We start from the raw sequence: 16,559 nt of genomic DNA, 5'->3' as shown, positions 1-16,559 counted from the left end.
TTTTCAGTGGGCATCTGTGGCTTCCGGGGTGAACCCAGGGTCGGCTCGTCGTCGCCTTCAGCTCACACTCGATGGGGAGGAGACCAAGAGTGACTCCGAGGCCGCCAACAGCGCGCAGGTGGCCAGCCCGTCGACCGCGTCGCGCAGGTCCGGCAGCGACGGGAAGGTGGGCGCGATCCGGATGTTCTTGTCGTCCGGGTCTTTTCGGTACGGGAACGACGCGCCCGCCTCGGTCACTGCGATCCCCGCATCCTTGGCCAGGGCCACGGTCCGCCGCGCGGTGCCGGGCAACACGTCGAGGCTGATGAAGTAGCCGCCCTGCGGTTCGGTCCATGACGCGATCTTGGAGTCGCTCAGCCGCTTGTCCAGGATGTCCAGCGCCAACTCGAACTTGGGCGCCAGGATCTGCTGGTGGCGCAGCATGTGCAGGCGCACCCCGTCGGCGTCGCGGAAGAAGCGCAGGTGCCTCAGCTGGTTGACCTTGTCCGGGCCGATCGACTTTTTGCCCGCGTATTGCAGGTACCACGCGATGTTGCCCAGTGAGCCGCCCAGGAAGCTGACGCCCGCGCCGGCGAAGGTGATCTTGGAGGTGGACGCGAAGACGTAGGGCCGGTTGGGGTTGCCGGCCTTGGCCGCCAGCCCGAGCACGTCGACCTGCCGGATGAATTCGTGCGTCAGCGTGTGCACCGCGTAGGCGTTGTCCCAGAACAGCCGGAAGTCCGGCGCGGCCGCGCGCATCTGCACCAGCCGGCGCACCGTCTCCCACGAGTAGGTGATGCCGGTGGGGTTGCCGAACACCGGCACCGACCACATGCCCTTGATCGCGGGATCGGCGGCCACCAGCTCCTCGATCAGGTCGACGTCGGGCCCCTCGGCCAGCATCGGGACGGGAATCATCTCGATGCCCATCGTCTCGGTGATCGCGAAGTGCCGGTCGTAGCCGGGGACAGGGCACAGGAACTTGACGCTCGGTTCGTCCTTCCAGGGCCGCTGCGAGTCGACGCCGCCGTACAGCATCGAGAAGGCGACGAGGTCGTGCATCAGCTCCAGGCTGGAGTTGTTGCCGGCGATCAGGTTGGGCACCGGGATGCCGAGCAGCTCGCCGAAGATGGCCCGCAGCTCGGGCAGACCGTGCAGGCCCCCGTAGTTGCGGGTGTCGGTGCCCTCGCTGTCGCGGTAGTCGTCGCCGGGCAGGCTCAGCAGGTGGTTGGACAGGTCGAGCTGCTGCGGCGCCGGTTTGCCACGGGTCAGATCGAGGGACAACCTCTTGGCCTGCAGATCCGCGTAATCCTGCTGGTTGCGCGCGTGGGCGGCGGCAAGCTCTTCCGGGCTGAGGGAATCCAGCGACACGATGGACCCTTTCGCTGCTCCTGGTGGTGATCGCAAGCGCGGCGAAGCCGGGCGCAGCGGGTCACCACTCATCAAACCCAGTGGCGATCGCAAGCGCGGCGGAGCCGGGCAAAGCGGGTCGCCACTGGTGGATATAGGGGACCCCGCGCACCCGACAGAGCCCATTGACCCTTGCTGCCTTCCGGCCCTGGGGGAGTTCACAGGATAGACGCCGCGCGGGGTCCACCGCGAGTGTAATACCTGGCGCGGACTGACTCGCGGTCGCTATGGCGGCCTCGGTTACCATGGCCACGGAGGATTCGCCTAGTGGCCTATGGCGCTCGCCTGGAACGCGGGTTGGGTTAACAGCCCTCGCGGGTTCAAATCCCGCATCCTCCGCAATTGGTCCGCCATGCGGACCGGCACGAATTGATATGGATTCGGGTTGGCCGCCTTTAGGCTGGCGTGAACTCACCAGCACGAGGAGGGGTATGGGGCGCAAGATTGCCGTGCCGTGGCACCTGCTGTTCTCCCTCCTTGCCGGCGTCCTCAATTTCTTTTTCGTGTTGCCCCGTTGGCCGGAGCTGATGGGCGACACCTCCCATTCGTTGGGGACGGCGTTGCGGATCACGACGGGCGCGCTGTTCGCCCTGGCCGCGCTGCCGGTGGTGTTCAACCTGTTGCGGGTGCGCAGGCCGGAGCTGGGGACCCCGCAGCTGGCCCTGAACCTCAGGGTCGCCTCGATCGTGGCCCACGTGCTGGCGGGCGTGCTGATCATCGGGACCGCGATCAGTGAGATCTGGCTGAGCCTGGACACCGCGGGGCAGTATCTGTTCGCCATTTACGGGGCGGCCGCCGCGATCGCGCTGATCGGATTCTTCGCGTTCTACCTGTCCTTCGTCGCCGAGTTGCCGCCGCCACCGCCCAAACCGATCAAGGCGAAGGAACCCAAGAAGCGCCGACTGCGCCGCAAGAAGGGCGAGGAGGCCGACGGCGAGGACGCCGAAGCCGAGGAGGACGACGCCGAAGCCGAGGAGGACGACGCCGAGGCCGAGGAGGCCGAGGCGGAGGAGGCCGAGGCGGAGGACGCCGAGACCACCGAGGCGGAGGAGACCGAGGCCGTCAAGGCCGAGACCGAGACTCCAGAGCCCGAGGCACCCGAGCCCGCCAAGGCGTCCGCCCCGGCGGATGAGGCCACCCCGGAGCCCGAGGAGACCTCGGAGACCGAGGAAGCCCAGGCCCGGCTGCGCAATCGCCGCCCGACGGGCAAGGGGTCGCACCGGATGCGGCGCCGGCGCACCCGCGGTGGGGTGGCTCTCGATGAGGAATAGCCGGCGCTGATCAGTCGCGCCGCCGCAGGCGCTCCACGTAGTCGGCGATGCGTTGCAGGGTCTCGTCCGCGCCCCACATCCGGCGGACCTCGTCGTCGATGGCGCCGCCGTCGCGAATCCGCGCCAGCGTCGGCGCCCGCAGTTGGGACTTGGTCTGGCGATAGGCGCCGGCCGGGATGCCGCCGAGATCGGTCGCCTCGGCCACCGCCGCCTCCAGCAGGTCGTCGTCGACCAAGCGATGGGCAAGCCCGCGCGCCACGGCGTCGTCGCCCCGGTAGTTAAGACCGCCCAGCAGCACTTCCTCGGCGCGATCCCCGCAGGCGTAGCGCATGACCTCCAGCGCGGCGACCGGGAACGGCACGCCGACGCGCACCTCGGCCGCCCCGATCTGCGCCCGCGGGCCGATGAGGCGGCGGTCGCAGGCGCAGGCGAGCACGCAGCCACCCGCGATGGCGGCGCCGTTGATCGCGGCGACGGTCGGACCGGGATAGCAGAACACCGCCTCGAAGGCCGCGGACAGCGCCGGGACCAGCCGATCGGTATAGCCCGCGCCGCCCTCCACCACGCGGTTGAGGTCGACCCCCGCGCTGAACGCCCGGCCGGCGCCGGTGATAACCAAGGCACCGGCATCCGCGCGGCCCAAATCGCGAACCGCCGAGGTCAGCGCCTCGAGCAGCTCGATGTCCTGCGCGTTGACGGGACCCGACGACAGGGTCAGCACCCGCACGTCCCGGACCGTCTTGACGTCGATCATGGCCACCTCCTCGGTCAACGGCTGACGGCCGCGATCACGACCGGGATATCGGTGTTCTCGTCGGTGTGATAGCTCGCGCACACGCGGTGGTAGCCATCGGCGATCTGCAGCGGGGCGCCGGTCGGGAAGTCGCCGCGCACCAGCAGGATGGGCGACAACGGTTGGCCCTTCTCGATTTTCGTCAGGTCCGCGGCGACGTGCGGGTTGTCGACCGGCAGCAGACCCAGACGCGCAGCACGCAGGATGTCTTTGGCCTTCCGATGCGTCACGGTGCCGGCCTTCAGCTTCTTGATCACCTTTTTCACGGTTGCCGAGTCCGCGAGCATGGTGAGGTAGTCCGCCGCCGCCGGAAAGTCATGGGCCTCAGGCTTTTCCAGCCACTTCACGCTCAGCATCGCGGGCCTTCCCTTCGTCAGCCGACCTCGACGCAGCCTACCGGCTCGGCACCGCGAAATTTGGGATCGGTAGCGATTCGGACGTTCTGTACTTGCGCCATGGCGACGCCATCGGGGCGGCGCATGAGGGAAGGAAACCGCAAGTGAAACGTCTTCTCGCGGCTGCGATTGGGACACTTGGCGCCGCATCGGTGCTGGTGGGGTGCTCCAGCGGCGGCCACTCAGCCAGCCCGGCGTCGAGCACGGCTCCCAGCGTCTCTACCGGTACCGGCACGAACGCGCAGGTCAAGGTGGGCGGCGCCGACCTGGCGGGCGTGAACCCCGCCTCGGTGACCTGCGTCAGGACCGGCGGCAAGATCGACATCGGCAGCGGCTCCACGGGCGGCCCCCAGCAGGCGCTGGCCGTGGTGATGACCGACGCGAACCCCCCGACGGTCGAGTCGCTAGCGCTCTTCGTCGACGGCAACGCGCTGTCGGTGAGCAACGGCATGGGTGCGAAGGTCGGCTTGGCCAACGTGGCGGTGGACGGCAAGACCTACACCATCACCGGGCAGGCCCAGGGCGCCGACATGAAGAACCCGATGGCCGGAATGATCACCAAGGACTTCAGCATCAAGGTGACCTGCGGCTGATCGGCTGCGACCGAGCGGCGGACGCGCTCACTCACGCGTCCGCCGCTCACCGCTTTCCCTGCCCACGCGACACTTTCGGACTTATGATGCAGCCGTGTTGATCCCCGACGAGCTGGACAACGCGCGCCGCCTGGCCTTCGCGGGCGACGAGGCCGGGGCCCGCGACCTGTTGCTGTCCCTGATACCGCACATCGAGCGGGAAGATCGGGACGATCTCATGCTGGAGGTCCTCGCACAGCTCGGCGAGATCTACCTTGACCGCGGCGTGAATGACGGGGTGCGCGAATCCATCCGGCGCATCCAAGACTGCGTGGCGATCTACGCGGGGATGCCCGCCGACGCCCACAGCACACACCTGGTCCGCCGGTACTCGCGCCGGGCCCAGTTCCTGCAAGCCGGTTTGGCCGCCGCGATCGGCGATCACGACGGCGCGGCGACGGCGTTGGCGGCGTTGGAGGACCGCGGCGCCGATCTCCCCCGCCTGGCCGAAGAACACGCCCGGCTGCGCATCCATGCCCGGGTCTTGTGTGCCATCGCGCTGTGCGATGACGACCTGCACACGCAATCAGTCCCGTTGTGGGAGAAGGTCGTTAGCGACTTGAATGACTATCGCGACACCGGCGAGGACGCGGACCACGCCCGGGTTGTCGCCGGCATCGGGTACGGCAAATTCTGCGTTGACACCGGGCGGCTGGCGGAAGCCGATCCCTGGCTGCGGCGCGCGGAAGCGCGGGCCCGGGCCAACGGTTGGGAACTGGCCATGGCCCGAGCGCAATTGGAGCGCGCGGCGGCGCGCTGGGCGGCGAACGACCACGCCGGCACCGAGCAACTGGTTTCCGAGGCTTATCCCGTCATCGCGCGGCACGCCCGCACCCACGACATCGCCCGCTGCTGGCTGTACCTGGGACTCACCCGGCTGGGTTCCGGCGCGCTGGAGGCCGCCGACGAGTGCTGGGAACACGCCGAACGGCACTGGCGCGAACTGGGCAAGCCCCTGTATCTGCACCGAATCTTGTTGCAACGCAGCTGGATAGCGATCTTCTGGAGCCGCTTCGCCGACGCCGTGGAGTTGATCGCGCAGGCGCGCGAACTGCTCGACTCGTCGCCGCGCAGCAGCTGGTTGCAGTACGCGCTGCTCGACAGCCATCTCGGTACGGTGTGGCGCGCGGACGCGCTGGCGGACCTGGGCTTCGACAGCTCGGGCGACCCCGACGAGACGCTGCAGGAGACCGAGGCGCGGCAGGCGGAGGGACTGGGCATCCTGCACGGCGAGATCGGGACCGACGAATACTGGCGCGGCATGACCAAGCTCCAGCAGGCCGCCGAGCTCAAGGTCCCGGCCGCGCTGGCGGTCGACTCGGTGCGGTACTCGATCGCCGACGCGGACGCGAGGGCACGCTGGGCCGCCACCGTTTCGGGCCCCGTCCTGGCCGGCGCCTTCGCGGTCGCCTGGGAATGGGAGAACACCGAGCTGATCAGCGAGCTCGTCGAATACCACAGCGCGCGCGGCACTTTCGATACGGGTCCACAGCGTCCGCAAACCGGTGAATGGGCGTCGACGGCCACCGCGCCGGTGCCCGTGGAGACCGACCTCGAGCCGGTCCCGGCGCTGGCCGCGTCCGGCCCCTCGGCACCCGGCGGCGCATCCCTGACCCGGCTGGGACCCTTGCCACCGCTGCGGATGCAGCCCGACGCCGAGCCGATCCTGAGCCACTATCGCGAGCTGGCTGCCCAGCGCTACGGCCGCGACGTCACCGCGGCCGAGCCCGCCTGGTCGACCTGGCGATGAGCGACGCCGACCGGGCCACCCTGATCCTGCGGTACGCCGACGTCGGGATCGCAACATACGCCAGCTTGCGCGTCGTCGGACAGCCGTCGAGAACCGTCACCTGGCTGGTCGAAGAGCCGCTGTTGCTGGCCGCGCTGGAAGAGCTGGCGGGTGCCCTGCCCGAGCCGCACGGCTCCGAGGGCAGCCGGGACGCCATCGAGCGCGCGCTGACCACCGGGGCATTCGCGGCTCAGGAGGGCGAGCTGACGCTCGCCTACATCCTCGGGGTGTTGTTGATCGGATCCCCGGGCTGGCAGCTGTTGGCCGAGTGCGTGGCCACGCCGCGCGCGGTGCTGCTCGTCTCGCCCAGCGCGCGACTGGCGCGCGTGCCCTGGGGGCTGCTGGCCGTGCCGAAATCGGGCCCCAGCAAGGAGGAATTGGTGCGGGCCCGGCAGGAGGCCATCACCGCCAGCGGCCGGGCCGCGGCCCGGATCCCCTGGCAGCTGGCCGATATCCGGCAACACACCGACGGCCACCGGCTGATGGAACTGGTCGACGTCTTGATGGCGGTCCCGCCGAACATCGTGCACTCACCGCGGCTGCCGGCCGGGTGGGACGCCAGGAAGGACGGCCCCCCGGTGCTGGTCCTCGACCCCCGGGTGCCGGGCCAGCGCCCCGACTCCGCGCTGGGGTCGGTGCTCGGCAGGCCGGGGCCGGAAACGCCGCTGGCGCGGCACTTCACCGACGTGATGGGACAGCGGCCGGTGCTGCCCGCCGTCGAGACGGCGGTCGAGCTGTTCCGCCGGCAGGACGCGGACCGCACCTGGCTGGCCAAGCTGCTCGCTCAAGCCCCGAGCCGGCTGCTTTACGTGGGGCACGCGAGTTCGGCGGAAGGCCAAGCCGATCGGGCCGCGCTGCACCTGGCCGATACGGCCGACATCCCCGGCGACGCCGACCCCATCGGTGACCACCGCCCGCTCACCGCGTCGGACCTCATCGCCCTGCAACTGCCGATGCCGCCCCGGGTGGCGATGCTGGCGTGCGGCTCGGGCGGGGACTATCAATTCGACGAGGCCACCGGACTGGTCGCGGCGATGATTCTGGGTGGCGCGCAGTTGGTGACCGCCACCCTGTGGTCCCTGCCCACCACGGCGGCGTATCGGCAATTCGCCACGGGGGCGGCCGATCCGATGGCCGAGGCCGTGGCGGCCGTGGATCGGGCCCACGAGGCCGAGGCCGACGCCGGGTGTGCGGTGAACCGTTGGCAACGGGCACAAATGCGCCGCTGGCGCGACGGCGACGCGACGGCCAGCCCGCTGTATTGGGGCGCCGTGGTCACCTTCGCGGTCGACGGTGCACGGTAGCGCTCACAGCGAGGCCACCCATGCCGCATGGACGGCCAACACGTCGTCGGGGAGCGAAAGCTCCTCGCGCGCAGCGGGATCGAAGGCGACCAGGACGACCAGGCCGGGCCGCAACATTGACAAGTCGAGGTCGTCGCCGCAACGGGCCAGCTTCCCGATGAACGTCTCCCCGGAAACCGCGACGACTTCGATGAAAATTTGACGCTCGACCGCGCGCACGGTGCCGACGCCGACGGCACGGTCGGCGGCGCTCCGGCGCCGGGCGGACCTGATCCGGTCGACCAGCAGCCACAGCTTGTTCATGCGACCAGCGTGAAGCCGCCAGCCGGCTACCGAACCCAACTTTTCGGCTGCCGCATTCGCGCGCTGCCCCTATTCTGTGCAGATGAGCGCGGATTCGCAGCTGGCCGTCGCGGTCGGCCACCCACGCCGCTCGGTGATCGACGCGGCATGGCGGGCGATCGGTGCCGGCGTGGAGGTGCTCAGCAGCGACGACGGCGGCCCCCTGAGCCGCACCGTCAAACGCATCATCGATCCGCTGGTGCTCCGGTTGCGGTCGAATCCCCAGTACTCGGCGCCCGTCGTCAACCCGGAGACGGCCGCCGCGATGCGTGACCTGATCGTCGGCAGCGGCCCCGAATTGCGCGCGGCCGCAGCGTGGTTCGAGGTCCTCAAAATGGAGCGGCGCAGGCAGCGCATCCGCGCCGGAAACGCCCAGGAACTGTACTTCCCGGTGTGCTTCGAGCTCGCGGTGACGAAAGGCCTACCGGCAGCGGAGGATCGCGAGACCGCGGCCGCGGTGCTGGCCGACATTCACCAGGGTCGCGACCGCACCGCGATAGAGGTGCTGCATCAGTACATGGCCGATGGTGAAACGGTCGCCAAGCTGGCCGATCAGCTCGATCGGAGCTGGCGCGACGTGCGGGCGGCCGACACGGTCACCGGCCCGTTCCTGGCCGAACTCGCGACCGTCCTCGGCCCGGCCAACAGCCACCGCACCGCGACGGCGCGGCAGCGCGTCTGGCAGGCGATGATCGCCGACACCACGCCGTACAACCTGGGGGCGCTGGCCCGTGTCGAGTCGGCGGAACTACCCTGGTCGATCGTCGATCTGGGCCTGAGTTCGGTTGCCCCGCAACGGCCCCCGCGCGTCGCCGGCGGCGCCGACAGCGACCGGCCGTTGGACCGCAGCGTGGTGGACCGGGTGCGCGCCACGCTGCGGCGCGCGCTGGACCGCGATGCGTTGCCCGATATCCCGCTGCTATGCGAGGAGGAGGTGGACCGGGCCTGCGCGCCCTGGGGGCTGCTGGCCGAGGACAAACAGGCAACGCTCGTCGCGGGCATCGAGATCGCGGTGGAACTGGCCCCACTGGATCCGTCCGTCGCCAGCCGCTACGCCCTGGCGGCGCAGATTCAGGCGCGGCTGCGCAAGGAGGCCTACGTGCTGCACGCCCGGCGCTACCTCGCCGAGGGCGGCCCTATCCATCCGCGGCAGCGACAGGTGGTCGACGACCTCGCCGCGTACGCCCAGCCCTACCTGAGCCGCCTGTGGGCGCGGCTGCACGGGCGCGACGTGTGGCAGGAACCGTGCGACGACGTCGATGATGTGCGCTCGCTGCTCGAGGGGGTCGCGCGGTCGGTGAGCCTGGACCACCGGCAGCGCATCAAGGCGATGCTGGAATTGCAGGTGGCCGGATGAGATTGGTTGCCGACTCGGGTTTGTGGAGCACCGGCCCCGCCAGCGAGGCGTCGCCGCTGGCGGCGGTGCTGGAGGTCAGCGGGGCCGTGTTGTCGTGGACCCTGGACGAGCCCGACGACCACGATGCGGCAACCCACATCACGTTCACCGATTTGGGCCGCGCGGACTGGCTTTGGCGGATCCTCGGCGAATCCGGCCATGTCGCCCTGGTTTCCGCTCTGGAATCGGCGGACCAGCCGCACGGCATCGACCTCGCGGGCGTGGACATCGTGCCCGGCTCGCTGCGCCGGTTACGCAGGCTGGCCGTGGGCCACTGGCTGCGGCGCTGGTGGCCCGCCAGCCGGCAGGACGGCATCGCCGGGCTCGACCGCGCGCTGCTGGACCTCGAGGTCGCGCTGCTCACCGCAGGCGCGCAGGGCTACTTCGCCGACGACACCCTGGATTCGGACGTCGCAGGCTTGCTGGCGCCGCACGCCGCGGCCCTGGCCGCGCACCTGGCGGACGGCGACCCGCGCGCGTCCGATTTGGTGCGGGCGGGCGCCGACCTGGCCGACGAAGTGGGGGTGGACGGCCCTGGATGGCCCGAACTCTTTGCCGCCCTTTATGATTCGGGCCTGACCCTGGCCGTCCCGAGCGGGCGCCAAGACGACTACGCGCTGGCGGCCGGCGCGGCCGCGGGCCCGCGCGCGGCGGCGCCGATCGCCCGCGGTGTCGCGTCCGTGAGCTGGGGCGGCGTCCCGCCCGCGATCTTCGATGCCGGTGAGGACACGGTCGACTGGACGGTAGAGGCGGCCGGACCGGCGGTGGTCGCCCGGGTGCGTGCGGCCGTCATCGGGCCGGACGCGCCGACCGGCGTGGCGGTGCGACTGCGCTCCGGGGCCTTTTCCGGCGCCGGCGCCCTGGACGCCGCCGGCCGCGCGACCCTGCAACTCATCGACGCCGAACAACGCCCCCTCACCGAATCGGCGGCCTGGGACCACGACTGGTCGGTCACGTCGGTGCTCGTCGGGGCCGAGACGACGGAGTCGGCCGACACCCGGGAGCGGGTGCGCCGGTGGGCGCGGGCGCGGCTGGACCGGCCGGCCGACGACGCCTTCCTCGCCGAAATACTGGCGGCCGAATCCGCCTATTAACGTGGCCCGCGATTCCCTATGCTGAGCGAGTGCCAAACAACTATCGCGTGGTTCAGTGGAACACCGGCAACGTCGGCAAGAGTTCGCTGAAATCGATCGTCGCCAACCCCACGTATGAACTGGTGGGCTGCTACGCCTGGTCGGCGGAGAAGGTCGGCCGCGACGCCGGCGAGCTCGTCGGGATCGCACCCGTTGGCGTGGCGGCCACCAACGACGTCGACGCGCTACTGGCGCTGAAACCCGACTGCGTGGTCTACAACCCGATGTGGATCGACGTCGACGAGCTGGTCCGCATCCTGTCGGCCGGCGTCAACGTGGTCACCACCGCGTCGTTCATCACCGGGGGCAACCTGGGCAACGGCCGCGATAAGTTGGCGCAGGCCGCCGAGTTGGGCGGGTCCACGATCTTCGGTTCCGGCGTCAGCCCGGGATTCGCCGAACTGCTGGCCATCGTCTCGGCGATGGTGTGCAACCGGATCGACAAGGTCACCGTCAACGAGGCCGCCGACACCACGTTCTACGACTCACCGGAGACCGAGAAACCGGTGGGTTTCGGCCAGCCGATCGACCACCCCGAGCTACCGGCGATGGCCGCGAAGGGAACGGCGATCTTCGGCGAGGCGGTCCGGTTGGTGGGCGACGCGCTCGGCGTGGAGCTCGACGAGGTGCGCTGCGTGGCCGAGTTCGCCCAGACCACGGCGGATCTCGAGATGGCGTCCTGGACCATCCCCGCCGGATGCGTGGCCGGCGTCTACATCAGCTGGCAGGGAATCGTCGGCGACACCACCCTGATCGACCTGAACGTGCGGTGGCGCAAGGGCCAAACGCTCGAGCCGGACTGGAAGATCGAGCAGGACGGCTGGGTCATCCAGATCGACGGGCAACCGACCGTGACCACCAAGGTCGGCTTCTTGCCGCCGCCGTACTTCGAGGCCACCACGATCGAGGAGTTCATGGACCTCGGCCACATCATGACCGCGATGCCCGCGATCAACGCGATCCCCGCCGTCGTGGCCGCCGCGCCGGGCATCGTCACCTACGCCGACCTGCCGTTGACGCTGCCGCGCGGGAACGCCCACGTCGGCGTCAAACACTCATAGGGCCGCTTTGCGCCGGCCGGCCTTGGCGTAGGTGGCACCGAGCTGCGGAACCGGCAGCGGACCCTGTTCGCGGGCGGCCAGGATGGCGTTGCGCAGCGGACGGGCAAGTCCCGCAAAGGATCCCATGTCGAAGAGCAGGGGCGTGAGCAACCGGTTATGCACGAATCCGAACGAGCTGCCGGTTTCCGGGTCGGACCAGCCCAGCGTTCCACCGAGACCGACGTGGCCGAAACCGCGGAGCAAGCCGGGCACCGGTGATTCGTGGTAGCCCAGGTGAAACGGCATGGGCACCACCATGTTTGCGTCCGGCCACTTCCGCCGGGCGCTGCCCGCCAGGCCACGCGCGAGGTCCTCGGACAGATACTTCTTGCCGTCGATGCGGCCGTCGTTGGCCAGCACGGCATACATCTTCGCCAGCCCCCGGCCGGTGACCACGCCGTTGGCGGCGGGCACCTCCCCGTCGAGGAAGGGGGTGTCCCCCTTGAGCAGCGAGATGATGCCGGGGAAGTACATCGCGCCCAACGCGCCCGAGAACGGCAGGCCGGCCATCTTGGGGGCGATGAAGTTGAACACCGGGGCCCGCAGCCTGCCCTGCGGGATGAGGATCTCCGCCGGCTTGGTGGGCGAGCCCTCCGGGGGGCGGCCGAGGTGTAGGCCGTCGGTGTCGAGGGGGCGCGCGACTTCCTGGCGAATCAGTTCGCGCATGCCCTTGCCCGTCACCGCCCGGGCCAGACCGGACAGCAGCCAGCCGTAGGTCAGCGCGTGATAGGCCTGCACGCCACGCAGATGGTCGACCGACGCGGCGGCGAGGCGCTCTTCCATCAGGACGTGGTCCATCAACTGCTCCTTGGTCACACCCCGCAGGTGTGACAGCCCGGAGCGGTGCCGCAGTACGTCGCGAACGGTGATCTCCGCCTTGCCGTTGGCGGCGAACTCGGGCCAGTATTCGGCGACGGGCTCGTCATAGGACAGCAGGCCGCGGTCGGCCAGCCGATGGATCACCGTCGACGCGACCCCCTTGGTCGCCGAGAACACCATGGCGCCGGTGTCGGCGGTCCAGGGCTGGGTACCGGCCCGATCCGACCATCCGGTCCAGACATCGACGACGGGCACGCCGTCGATGTACACGCTCAGCGCCCCGCCGCCGAATCGGCGGCCGGGAAACAGCTGCCCGAACAGCCTGACGACGTTCGCGAAACGGGGGTCGGCCGCGCCGGAGACTCCGCGCGGCAGGCCATCGTCGGCGACCAGAAGGGCCGACGGTTTCACGGCGCCCCGACGCCCCGCTACCACGAGACGAAGCTATCAGTCCGCCCTCTGGCACTGCGGACGTTTTGGCATCGCGGCGCTACGCGGGCGGGGCCGGGGGGTCGGGAGGCTCGGGCGGCGGCGTGGGCGAATCCCCGAGATAATTGCGCAACCGGAGCAGTTGATTGACCACGATGCCGATGCCGAGCAGCATCAGCACCACCACTATTGCCACCACGATCGCGGTGCTCACGAAGTCCATGATGGCAGGGTGGGGTTTCAATAGCTCCCCTAGCGGGGTAGCCAGAGCGGCATGAGTAACGAGGACAAGCTGAAGAACAAGATCGAGGACCTTGGTGGCCGGGCCAAGGAGGCCATCGGCAAGGCGACCGGCGACCACGAGACCAGGGACGAGGGTCGGGCGGATCAGGCCAAGTCGAGCCTGAAGGACGCCGGCGAAAAGGTGAAGGACGCGTTCAAGAAGTGAGTGGTCACCCCGCGCGGCGCCGGCTGCCGGTGCTCGCCGGGTTGGCGGCCCTGGTGGCCGGTGCGCTGGTGTCGAGCGCTCCCTCCCCGTCGGCGTCGGCGGAACCCTGCCCTGATGTCGAGGTCGTCTTCGCCCGGGGGTCGGGCGAGCCGCCCGGCGTCGGCGGGATCGGCGGGTCGTTCGTGGACGCGCTGCGTTCGCAGCTCGGGTCCCGCTCGCTCGGCGTGTACGCGGTCAATTACCCTGCCAGCACGGACTTTTCGAATCCGAGCTTCCCGGCGACCGTCGTCGACGGCATTCGCGATGCCAGCTCGCACATCGAAGCGACGGCCAAGAATTGCCCCAACACCCGCGAGGTCCTCGGCGGATACTCGCAGGGCGCGGCCCTGGCCGGCTACGTCACGTCGGCGGCGGTCCCGCCCGGCGTGCCGGCGTCGGCGGTGCCCGCGCCCATGCCTCCGGACGTAGCGAACCACGTCGCCGCCGTCACCCTTTTCGGGACGCCGTCGGGCGACTTCCTGCAGAAGTATCACGCACCGCCGCTGTCCATCGGCCCGCTCTATCAGCCCAAGACCTTGGAGCTGTGCGCCCAGGGCGACCCCGTGTGCGGCAGCGGCAACGGTAACGATTTCGCCGCGCACGTTTCCTACGGGGCCAACGGGATGACCAACCAGGCCGCCAACTTCGCCTCCAGTCATCTGTAGGCCGGACGGCCCTGCAAAGATCGCACCATGCGCGTTTTGATCACAGGCGGCACGGGGTTCGTCGGCGGCTGGACGGCCAAGGCCGTGGCCGATGCGGGGCACGACATCCGGTTTCTGGTGCGCACCCCCGCCAAGCTGGAGACATCCGTGGCGAAGCTGGGCGTGGACGTGTCCGACTTCGCCGTCGCCGATATCACCGACCGCATGGCGGTGCGCAAGGCGCTGGATGGCTGCGATGCCGTCGTGCACAGCGCCGCGTTGGTGGCCACCGACCCGCGCCAGACGACGCAGATGCTCACCACCAACATGCAGGGCGCCCAGAACGTCCTCGGCCAGTCGGTCGAGCTGGGACTGGATCCGATCGTTCACGTGTCCAGCTTCACGGCGCTGTTCCACCCGAACCTGGAAACGCTGACGGCGGATCTGCCGGTGGTCGGCGGGGCCGACGGCTACGGAACTTCCAAGGCGCAGGTCGAGATCTACGCCCGCGGGCTGCAGGACGCCGGCGCGCCGGTGAACATCACCTATCCCGGCATGGTCCTCGGCCCGCCCGTCGGCGACCAGTTCGGTGAGGCCGGCGAGGGCGTCAAGGCGGCCGTGCAGATGCACGCGATCCCGGGGCGAAGCGCCGCCTGGTTGATCGTCGACGTCCGCGATTTGGCCGCGCTGCACGCGGCGCTGCTGGAGCCCGGCCGCGGGCCGCGCCGCTACACCGCCGGCGGCCACCGGGTCCCGGCGGCCGAGTTGGCGACGCTGCTCGGCGAGGTCGCCGGCACGCCCATGCTGTCGGTGCCCATCCCCGACACCGCGCTGCGCGTCGCCGGCGCGGTGCTGGACCGCGCCAATCGCTTCCTGCCGTTCGAGACGCCCTTCACCTGGGCCGGGATGCAGTACTACACGCAAATGCCGGCGTCCGATGATTCGCCCAGCGAACGCGAGCTCGGCATCAAGTACCGGGATCCGCAGGAAACCGTCGCGGACACCCTGGCGGCCTACCGCGCGGCCGCGACGTAGGGCGCGCTCCGCGTGAGGAGGTCCGACCGATGAAGAGCGTGACTTGCACCAACGCGCGGCTGGACGTCGCCGACCTCCCAGCCCCGATTCCGGCCAAGGGCCAGCTGCTGCTCGAGGTCCTGCGGTGTGGCATCTGCGGATCGGACCTGCACGCCCGCCGCCACTGCGACGAGCTCGCCGACGTGATGGCCGAGTCCGGTTACGACGCGTTCATGCGGTCGGACCAGCAGGTCGTGTTCGGCCACGAATTCTGCGGCGAGGTGCTCGATTACGGCCCCGGCACCCGCAAGGCCCCGCGTCCCGGCACGCCCGTGGTCGCCCTGCCGCTGCTGCGCCGCGGCAAGGAGGTGCACGGGATCGGGCTCTCGACGATGGCGCCCGGCGCCTACGCCGAGCAGTTGCTCGTCGAGCGGTCGCTGACCTTCGCCATGCCCAACGGGTTGTCGCCGGCGATCGCCGCGCTGACCGAACCGATGGCCGTCGGGTGGCACGCCGTCCGGCGCGGCGAGGTGAGCAAACGCGACGTCGCGATCGTCATCGGTTGCGGGCCAATCGGTCTCGCGGTGATCTGCATGCTCAAGTCGCACGGTGTGCGCGCAGTCATCGCCAGTGACTTCTCACCCGGCCGCCGCGCCCTGGCCACCGCGTGCGGGGCCGATATCGTCGTCGACCCCGCGCAGGACTCGCCCTATGCGACGGAGGCGGGACGCAAACACCTGCACGGCATCCTGGAGGCGTTCGACCTCGCGGTCGGGACGATCGAGAAGCTGCAGCGCCTGCGCCTGCCGTGGTGGCACCTGTGGCGCGCCGCCGACGCTGCGGGCGCCGCGACGCCCAAGCACCCCGTCGTCTTCGAATGCGTCGGCGTGCCCGGCATCATCGACGACATCATCGCCCGCGCGCCGCTGTTCTCGCGCGTGGTCGTCGTCGGTGTTTGCATGGGCGCCGACCACATCCGGCCGGCCATGGCGATCAACAAAGAAATCGACCTGCGGTTCGTGCTCGGCTACACGCCGCTCGAGTTCCGCGACACCCTGCACATGCTGGCCGACGGCAAGGTCGACGTGGCGCCGCTGATCACGGGCACGGTCGGGTTGGACGGCGTCGCCGCCGCGTTCGATGCGCTCGCCGACCCCGAGGCGCACGCCAAGATTTTGATCGACCCGAAGAGCGACGCTAAGCGGCCGGGCTGATCTCCAGCCCGACGTGCACCTTGTCGATGCCACCACGAACGATCGAGTGCGCGTAGAACCACCAGGCGTGATACCAGTACCGCTTGAGCACGGCGTTGTAGACCCGCCGGGTCTCCGACTTCGGCAGCACCCGGGCGATGCCCTCGACCGGCTCGCTCTTCGGTTTGCCCAGTGATCCGCTCCTGGCGATCGTCACCCGCGGCGTGTTGTTGATCCGTTTGACCTTCCACGAGCCGTCGTCGGTGATGACCAGAAGCTTGTCGCCTTCTGGCACACCCCAGATCGCGGTCGGTTTTGGGCGGCCGTCTTTGGTGAACGTCGTCAGGAGCAGGTACTTGGACTGGATGATGTCCCGGAAGCTGGCGGCCACGCTGTGATCCTTCACTTTCTGAAATGTTCGGTCAAACT

The 16,559-nt window shown here is 69.8% G+C and carries 18 protein-coding genes, 1 tRNA gene and 1 other RNA gene; 12 read left to right on the top strand and 8 right to left on the bottom strand.

Features of this window, described 5'->3' with window-relative positions:
* Window positions 1–57 precede the first annotated feature (57 nt).
* Window positions 58–1,350: an aminotransferase class I/II-fold pyridoxal phosphate-dependent enzyme gene (locus A5680_RS07050; RefSeq protein WP_156675021.1), complete on the bottom strand. Its 1,293-nt coding sequence runs from the start codon at window positions 1,348–1,350 to the stop codon at window positions 58–60.
* 132 nt (window positions 1,351–1,482) lie between these two features.
* Window positions 1,483–1,577: signal recognition particle sRNA small type (ffs, locus tag A5680_RS07045), an RNA gene on the bottom strand.
* A gap of 65 nt (window positions 1,578–1,642) precedes the next feature.
* On the opposite strand from ffs, the gene A5680_RS07040 reads away from it, so the two are divergent.
* Window positions 1,643–1,728: transfer RNA gene (locus A5680_RS07040), tRNA-Ser, on the top strand.
* A 92-nt stretch (window positions 1,729–1,820) separates the two neighbouring features.
* A complete protein-coding gene (locus A5680_RS07035; protein WP_067817597.1) occupies window positions 1,821–2,660 on the top strand; it encodes a hypothetical protein in 840 nt (279 codons plus the stop codon).
* 10 nt (window positions 2,661–2,670) lie between these two features.
* On the opposite strand, the gene A5680_RS07030 is transcribed toward A5680_RS07035, so the two are convergent.
* Both A5680_RS07030 and A5680_RS07025 read right to left on the bottom strand, forming a co-directional pair.
* Entirely contained in the window at window positions 2,671–3,414 is a 744-nt protein-coding gene (locus A5680_RS07030) for an enoyl-CoA hydratase/isomerase family protein (protein WP_067817627.1), read from the bottom strand.
* A gap of 14 nt (window positions 3,415–3,428) precedes the next feature.
* Entirely contained in the window at window positions 3,429–3,809 is a 381-nt protein-coding gene (locus A5680_RS07025) for a hypothetical protein (RefSeq protein ID WP_055403158.1), read from the bottom strand.
* A gap of 143 nt (window positions 3,810–3,952) precedes the next feature.
* Between A5680_RS07025 and A5680_RS07020 the strand changes: the two genes are divergently transcribed.
* The 3 genes from A5680_RS07020 to A5680_RS07010 all read left to right on the top strand — a co-directional run bounded on the left by A5680_RS07020 (window position 3,953) and on the right by A5680_RS07010 (window position 7,573).
* Window positions 3,953–4,441, top strand: coding sequence for a lipoprotein LpqH (locus A5680_RS07020; RefSeq protein ID WP_067817594.1), 489 nt, complete (start codon window positions 3,953–3,955; stop codon window positions 4,439–4,441).
* 94 nt (window positions 4,442–4,535) lie between these two features.
* Window positions 4,536–6,230: a hypothetical protein gene (locus tag A5680_RS07015; protein WP_067817591.1), complete on the top strand. Its 1,695-nt coding sequence runs from the start codon at window positions 4,536–4,538 to the stop codon at window positions 6,228–6,230.
* Window positions 6,227–7,573 carry a CHAT domain-containing protein gene (locus A5680_RS07010; RefSeq protein ID WP_067817588.1) on the top strand — a complete coding sequence of 449 codons (1,347 nt, stop codon included), beginning with the start codon at window positions 6,227–6,229 and terminating at the stop codon, window positions 7,571–7,573. Before A5680_RS07015 ends, A5680_RS07010 begins: the two co-directional genes overlap by 4 nt.
* Before the next feature lie 3 nt (window positions 7,574–7,576).
* Here the strand turns inward: A5680_RS07010 and A5680_RS07005 are convergent, their stop codons facing one another.
* On the bottom strand, window positions 7,577–7,915 hold the full coding sequence (locus A5680_RS07005; protein WP_055403162.1) for a hypothetical protein: 339 nt from the start codon (window positions 7,913–7,915) through the stop codon (window positions 7,577–7,579).
* A gap of 43 nt (window positions 7,916–7,958) precedes the next feature.
* Between A5680_RS07005 and A5680_RS07000 the strand changes: the two genes are divergently transcribed.
* Genes A5680_RS07000 through A5680_RS06990 form a run of 3 tightly spaced genes read left to right on the top strand, consistent with a single transcriptional unit; the run spans window position 7,959 to window position 11,505 of the window.
* Window positions 7,959–9,272: a hypothetical protein gene (locus A5680_RS07000; protein WP_067817585.1), complete on the top strand. Its 1,314-nt coding sequence runs from the start codon at window positions 7,959–7,961 to the stop codon at window positions 9,270–9,272.
* Window positions 9,269–10,405 (top strand): hypothetical protein, encoded by a 1,137-nt coding sequence (locus A5680_RS06995; protein WP_067817582.1) that lies wholly within the window; start codon window positions 9,269–9,271, stop codon window positions 10,403–10,405. Before A5680_RS07000 ends, A5680_RS06995 begins: the two co-directional genes overlap by 4 nt.
* 29 nt (window positions 10,406–10,434) lie before the next feature.
* Entirely contained in the window at window positions 10,435–11,505 is a 1,071-nt protein-coding gene (locus A5680_RS06990; RefSeq protein ID WP_055403164.1) for a dihydrodipicolinate reductase, read from the top strand.
* On the opposite strand, the gene A5680_RS06985 is transcribed toward A5680_RS06990, so the two are convergent.
* Both A5680_RS06985 and A5680_RS25980 read right to left on the bottom strand, forming a co-directional pair.
* Complete coding sequence (locus A5680_RS06985; RefSeq protein ID WP_067817579.1) at window positions 11,500–12,774, bottom strand: serine hydrolase domain-containing protein; 1,275 nt, start codon at window positions 12,772–12,774, stop codon at window positions 11,500–11,502. The two genes, A5680_RS06990 and A5680_RS06985, sit on opposite strands and share 6 nt — an antisense overlap.
* Window positions 12,775–12,853: 79 nt before the next feature.
* The gene (locus tag A5680_RS25980; RefSeq protein WP_197499737.1) at window positions 12,854–13,015 is read right to left on the bottom strand and encodes a hypothetical protein; all 162 of its coding nucleotides are present in this window, start codon (window positions 13,013–13,015) and stop codon (window positions 12,854–12,856) included.
* Between the two features lie 51 nt (window positions 13,016–13,066).
* On the opposite strand from A5680_RS25980, the gene A5680_RS06980 reads away from it, so the two are divergent.
* Genes A5680_RS06980 through A5680_RS06965 form a run of 4 tightly spaced genes read left to right on the top strand, consistent with a single transcriptional unit; the run spans window position 13,067 to window position 16,151 of the window.
* Entirely contained in the window at window positions 13,067–13,240 is a 174-nt protein-coding gene (locus A5680_RS06980) for a CsbD family protein (protein ID WP_055403166.1), read from the top strand.
* Window positions 13,237–13,944, top strand: a complete 708-nt coding sequence (locus tag A5680_RS06975) for a cutinase family protein (RefSeq protein WP_082970288.1) — start codon at window positions 13,237–13,239, stop codon at window positions 13,942–13,944. Before A5680_RS06980 ends, A5680_RS06975 begins: the two co-directional genes overlap by 4 nt.
* 27 nt (window positions 13,945–13,971) lie before the next feature.
* On the top strand, window positions 13,972–14,958 hold the full coding sequence (locus A5680_RS06970; RefSeq protein ID WP_055403167.1) for an SDR family NAD(P)-dependent oxidoreductase: 987 nt from the start codon (window positions 13,972–13,974) through the stop codon (window positions 14,956–14,958).
* A gap of 29 nt (window positions 14,959–14,987) precedes the next feature.
* Window positions 14,988–16,151: a zinc-binding dehydrogenase gene (locus tag A5680_RS06965; protein ID WP_067817576.1), complete on the top strand. Its 1,164-nt coding sequence runs from the start codon at window positions 14,988–14,990 to the stop codon at window positions 16,149–16,151.
* On the opposite strand, the gene A5680_RS06960 is transcribed toward A5680_RS06965, so the two are convergent.
* Complete coding sequence (locus A5680_RS06960) at window positions 16,135–16,521, bottom strand: PPOX class F420-dependent oxidoreductase (RefSeq protein ID WP_055403177.1); 387 nt, start codon at window positions 16,519–16,521, stop codon at window positions 16,135–16,137. The genes A5680_RS06965 and A5680_RS06960 overlap by 17 nt on opposite strands.
* Window positions 16,522–16,559: the final 38 nt, after the last annotated feature.

Source organism: Mycobacterium sp. E2989, assembly GCF_001667595.1.
Lineage (GTDB): Bacteria > Actinomycetota > Actinomycetes > Mycobacteriales > Mycobacteriaceae > Mycobacterium.
This window is presented reverse-complemented; position numbering and strand designations above follow the sequence as displayed.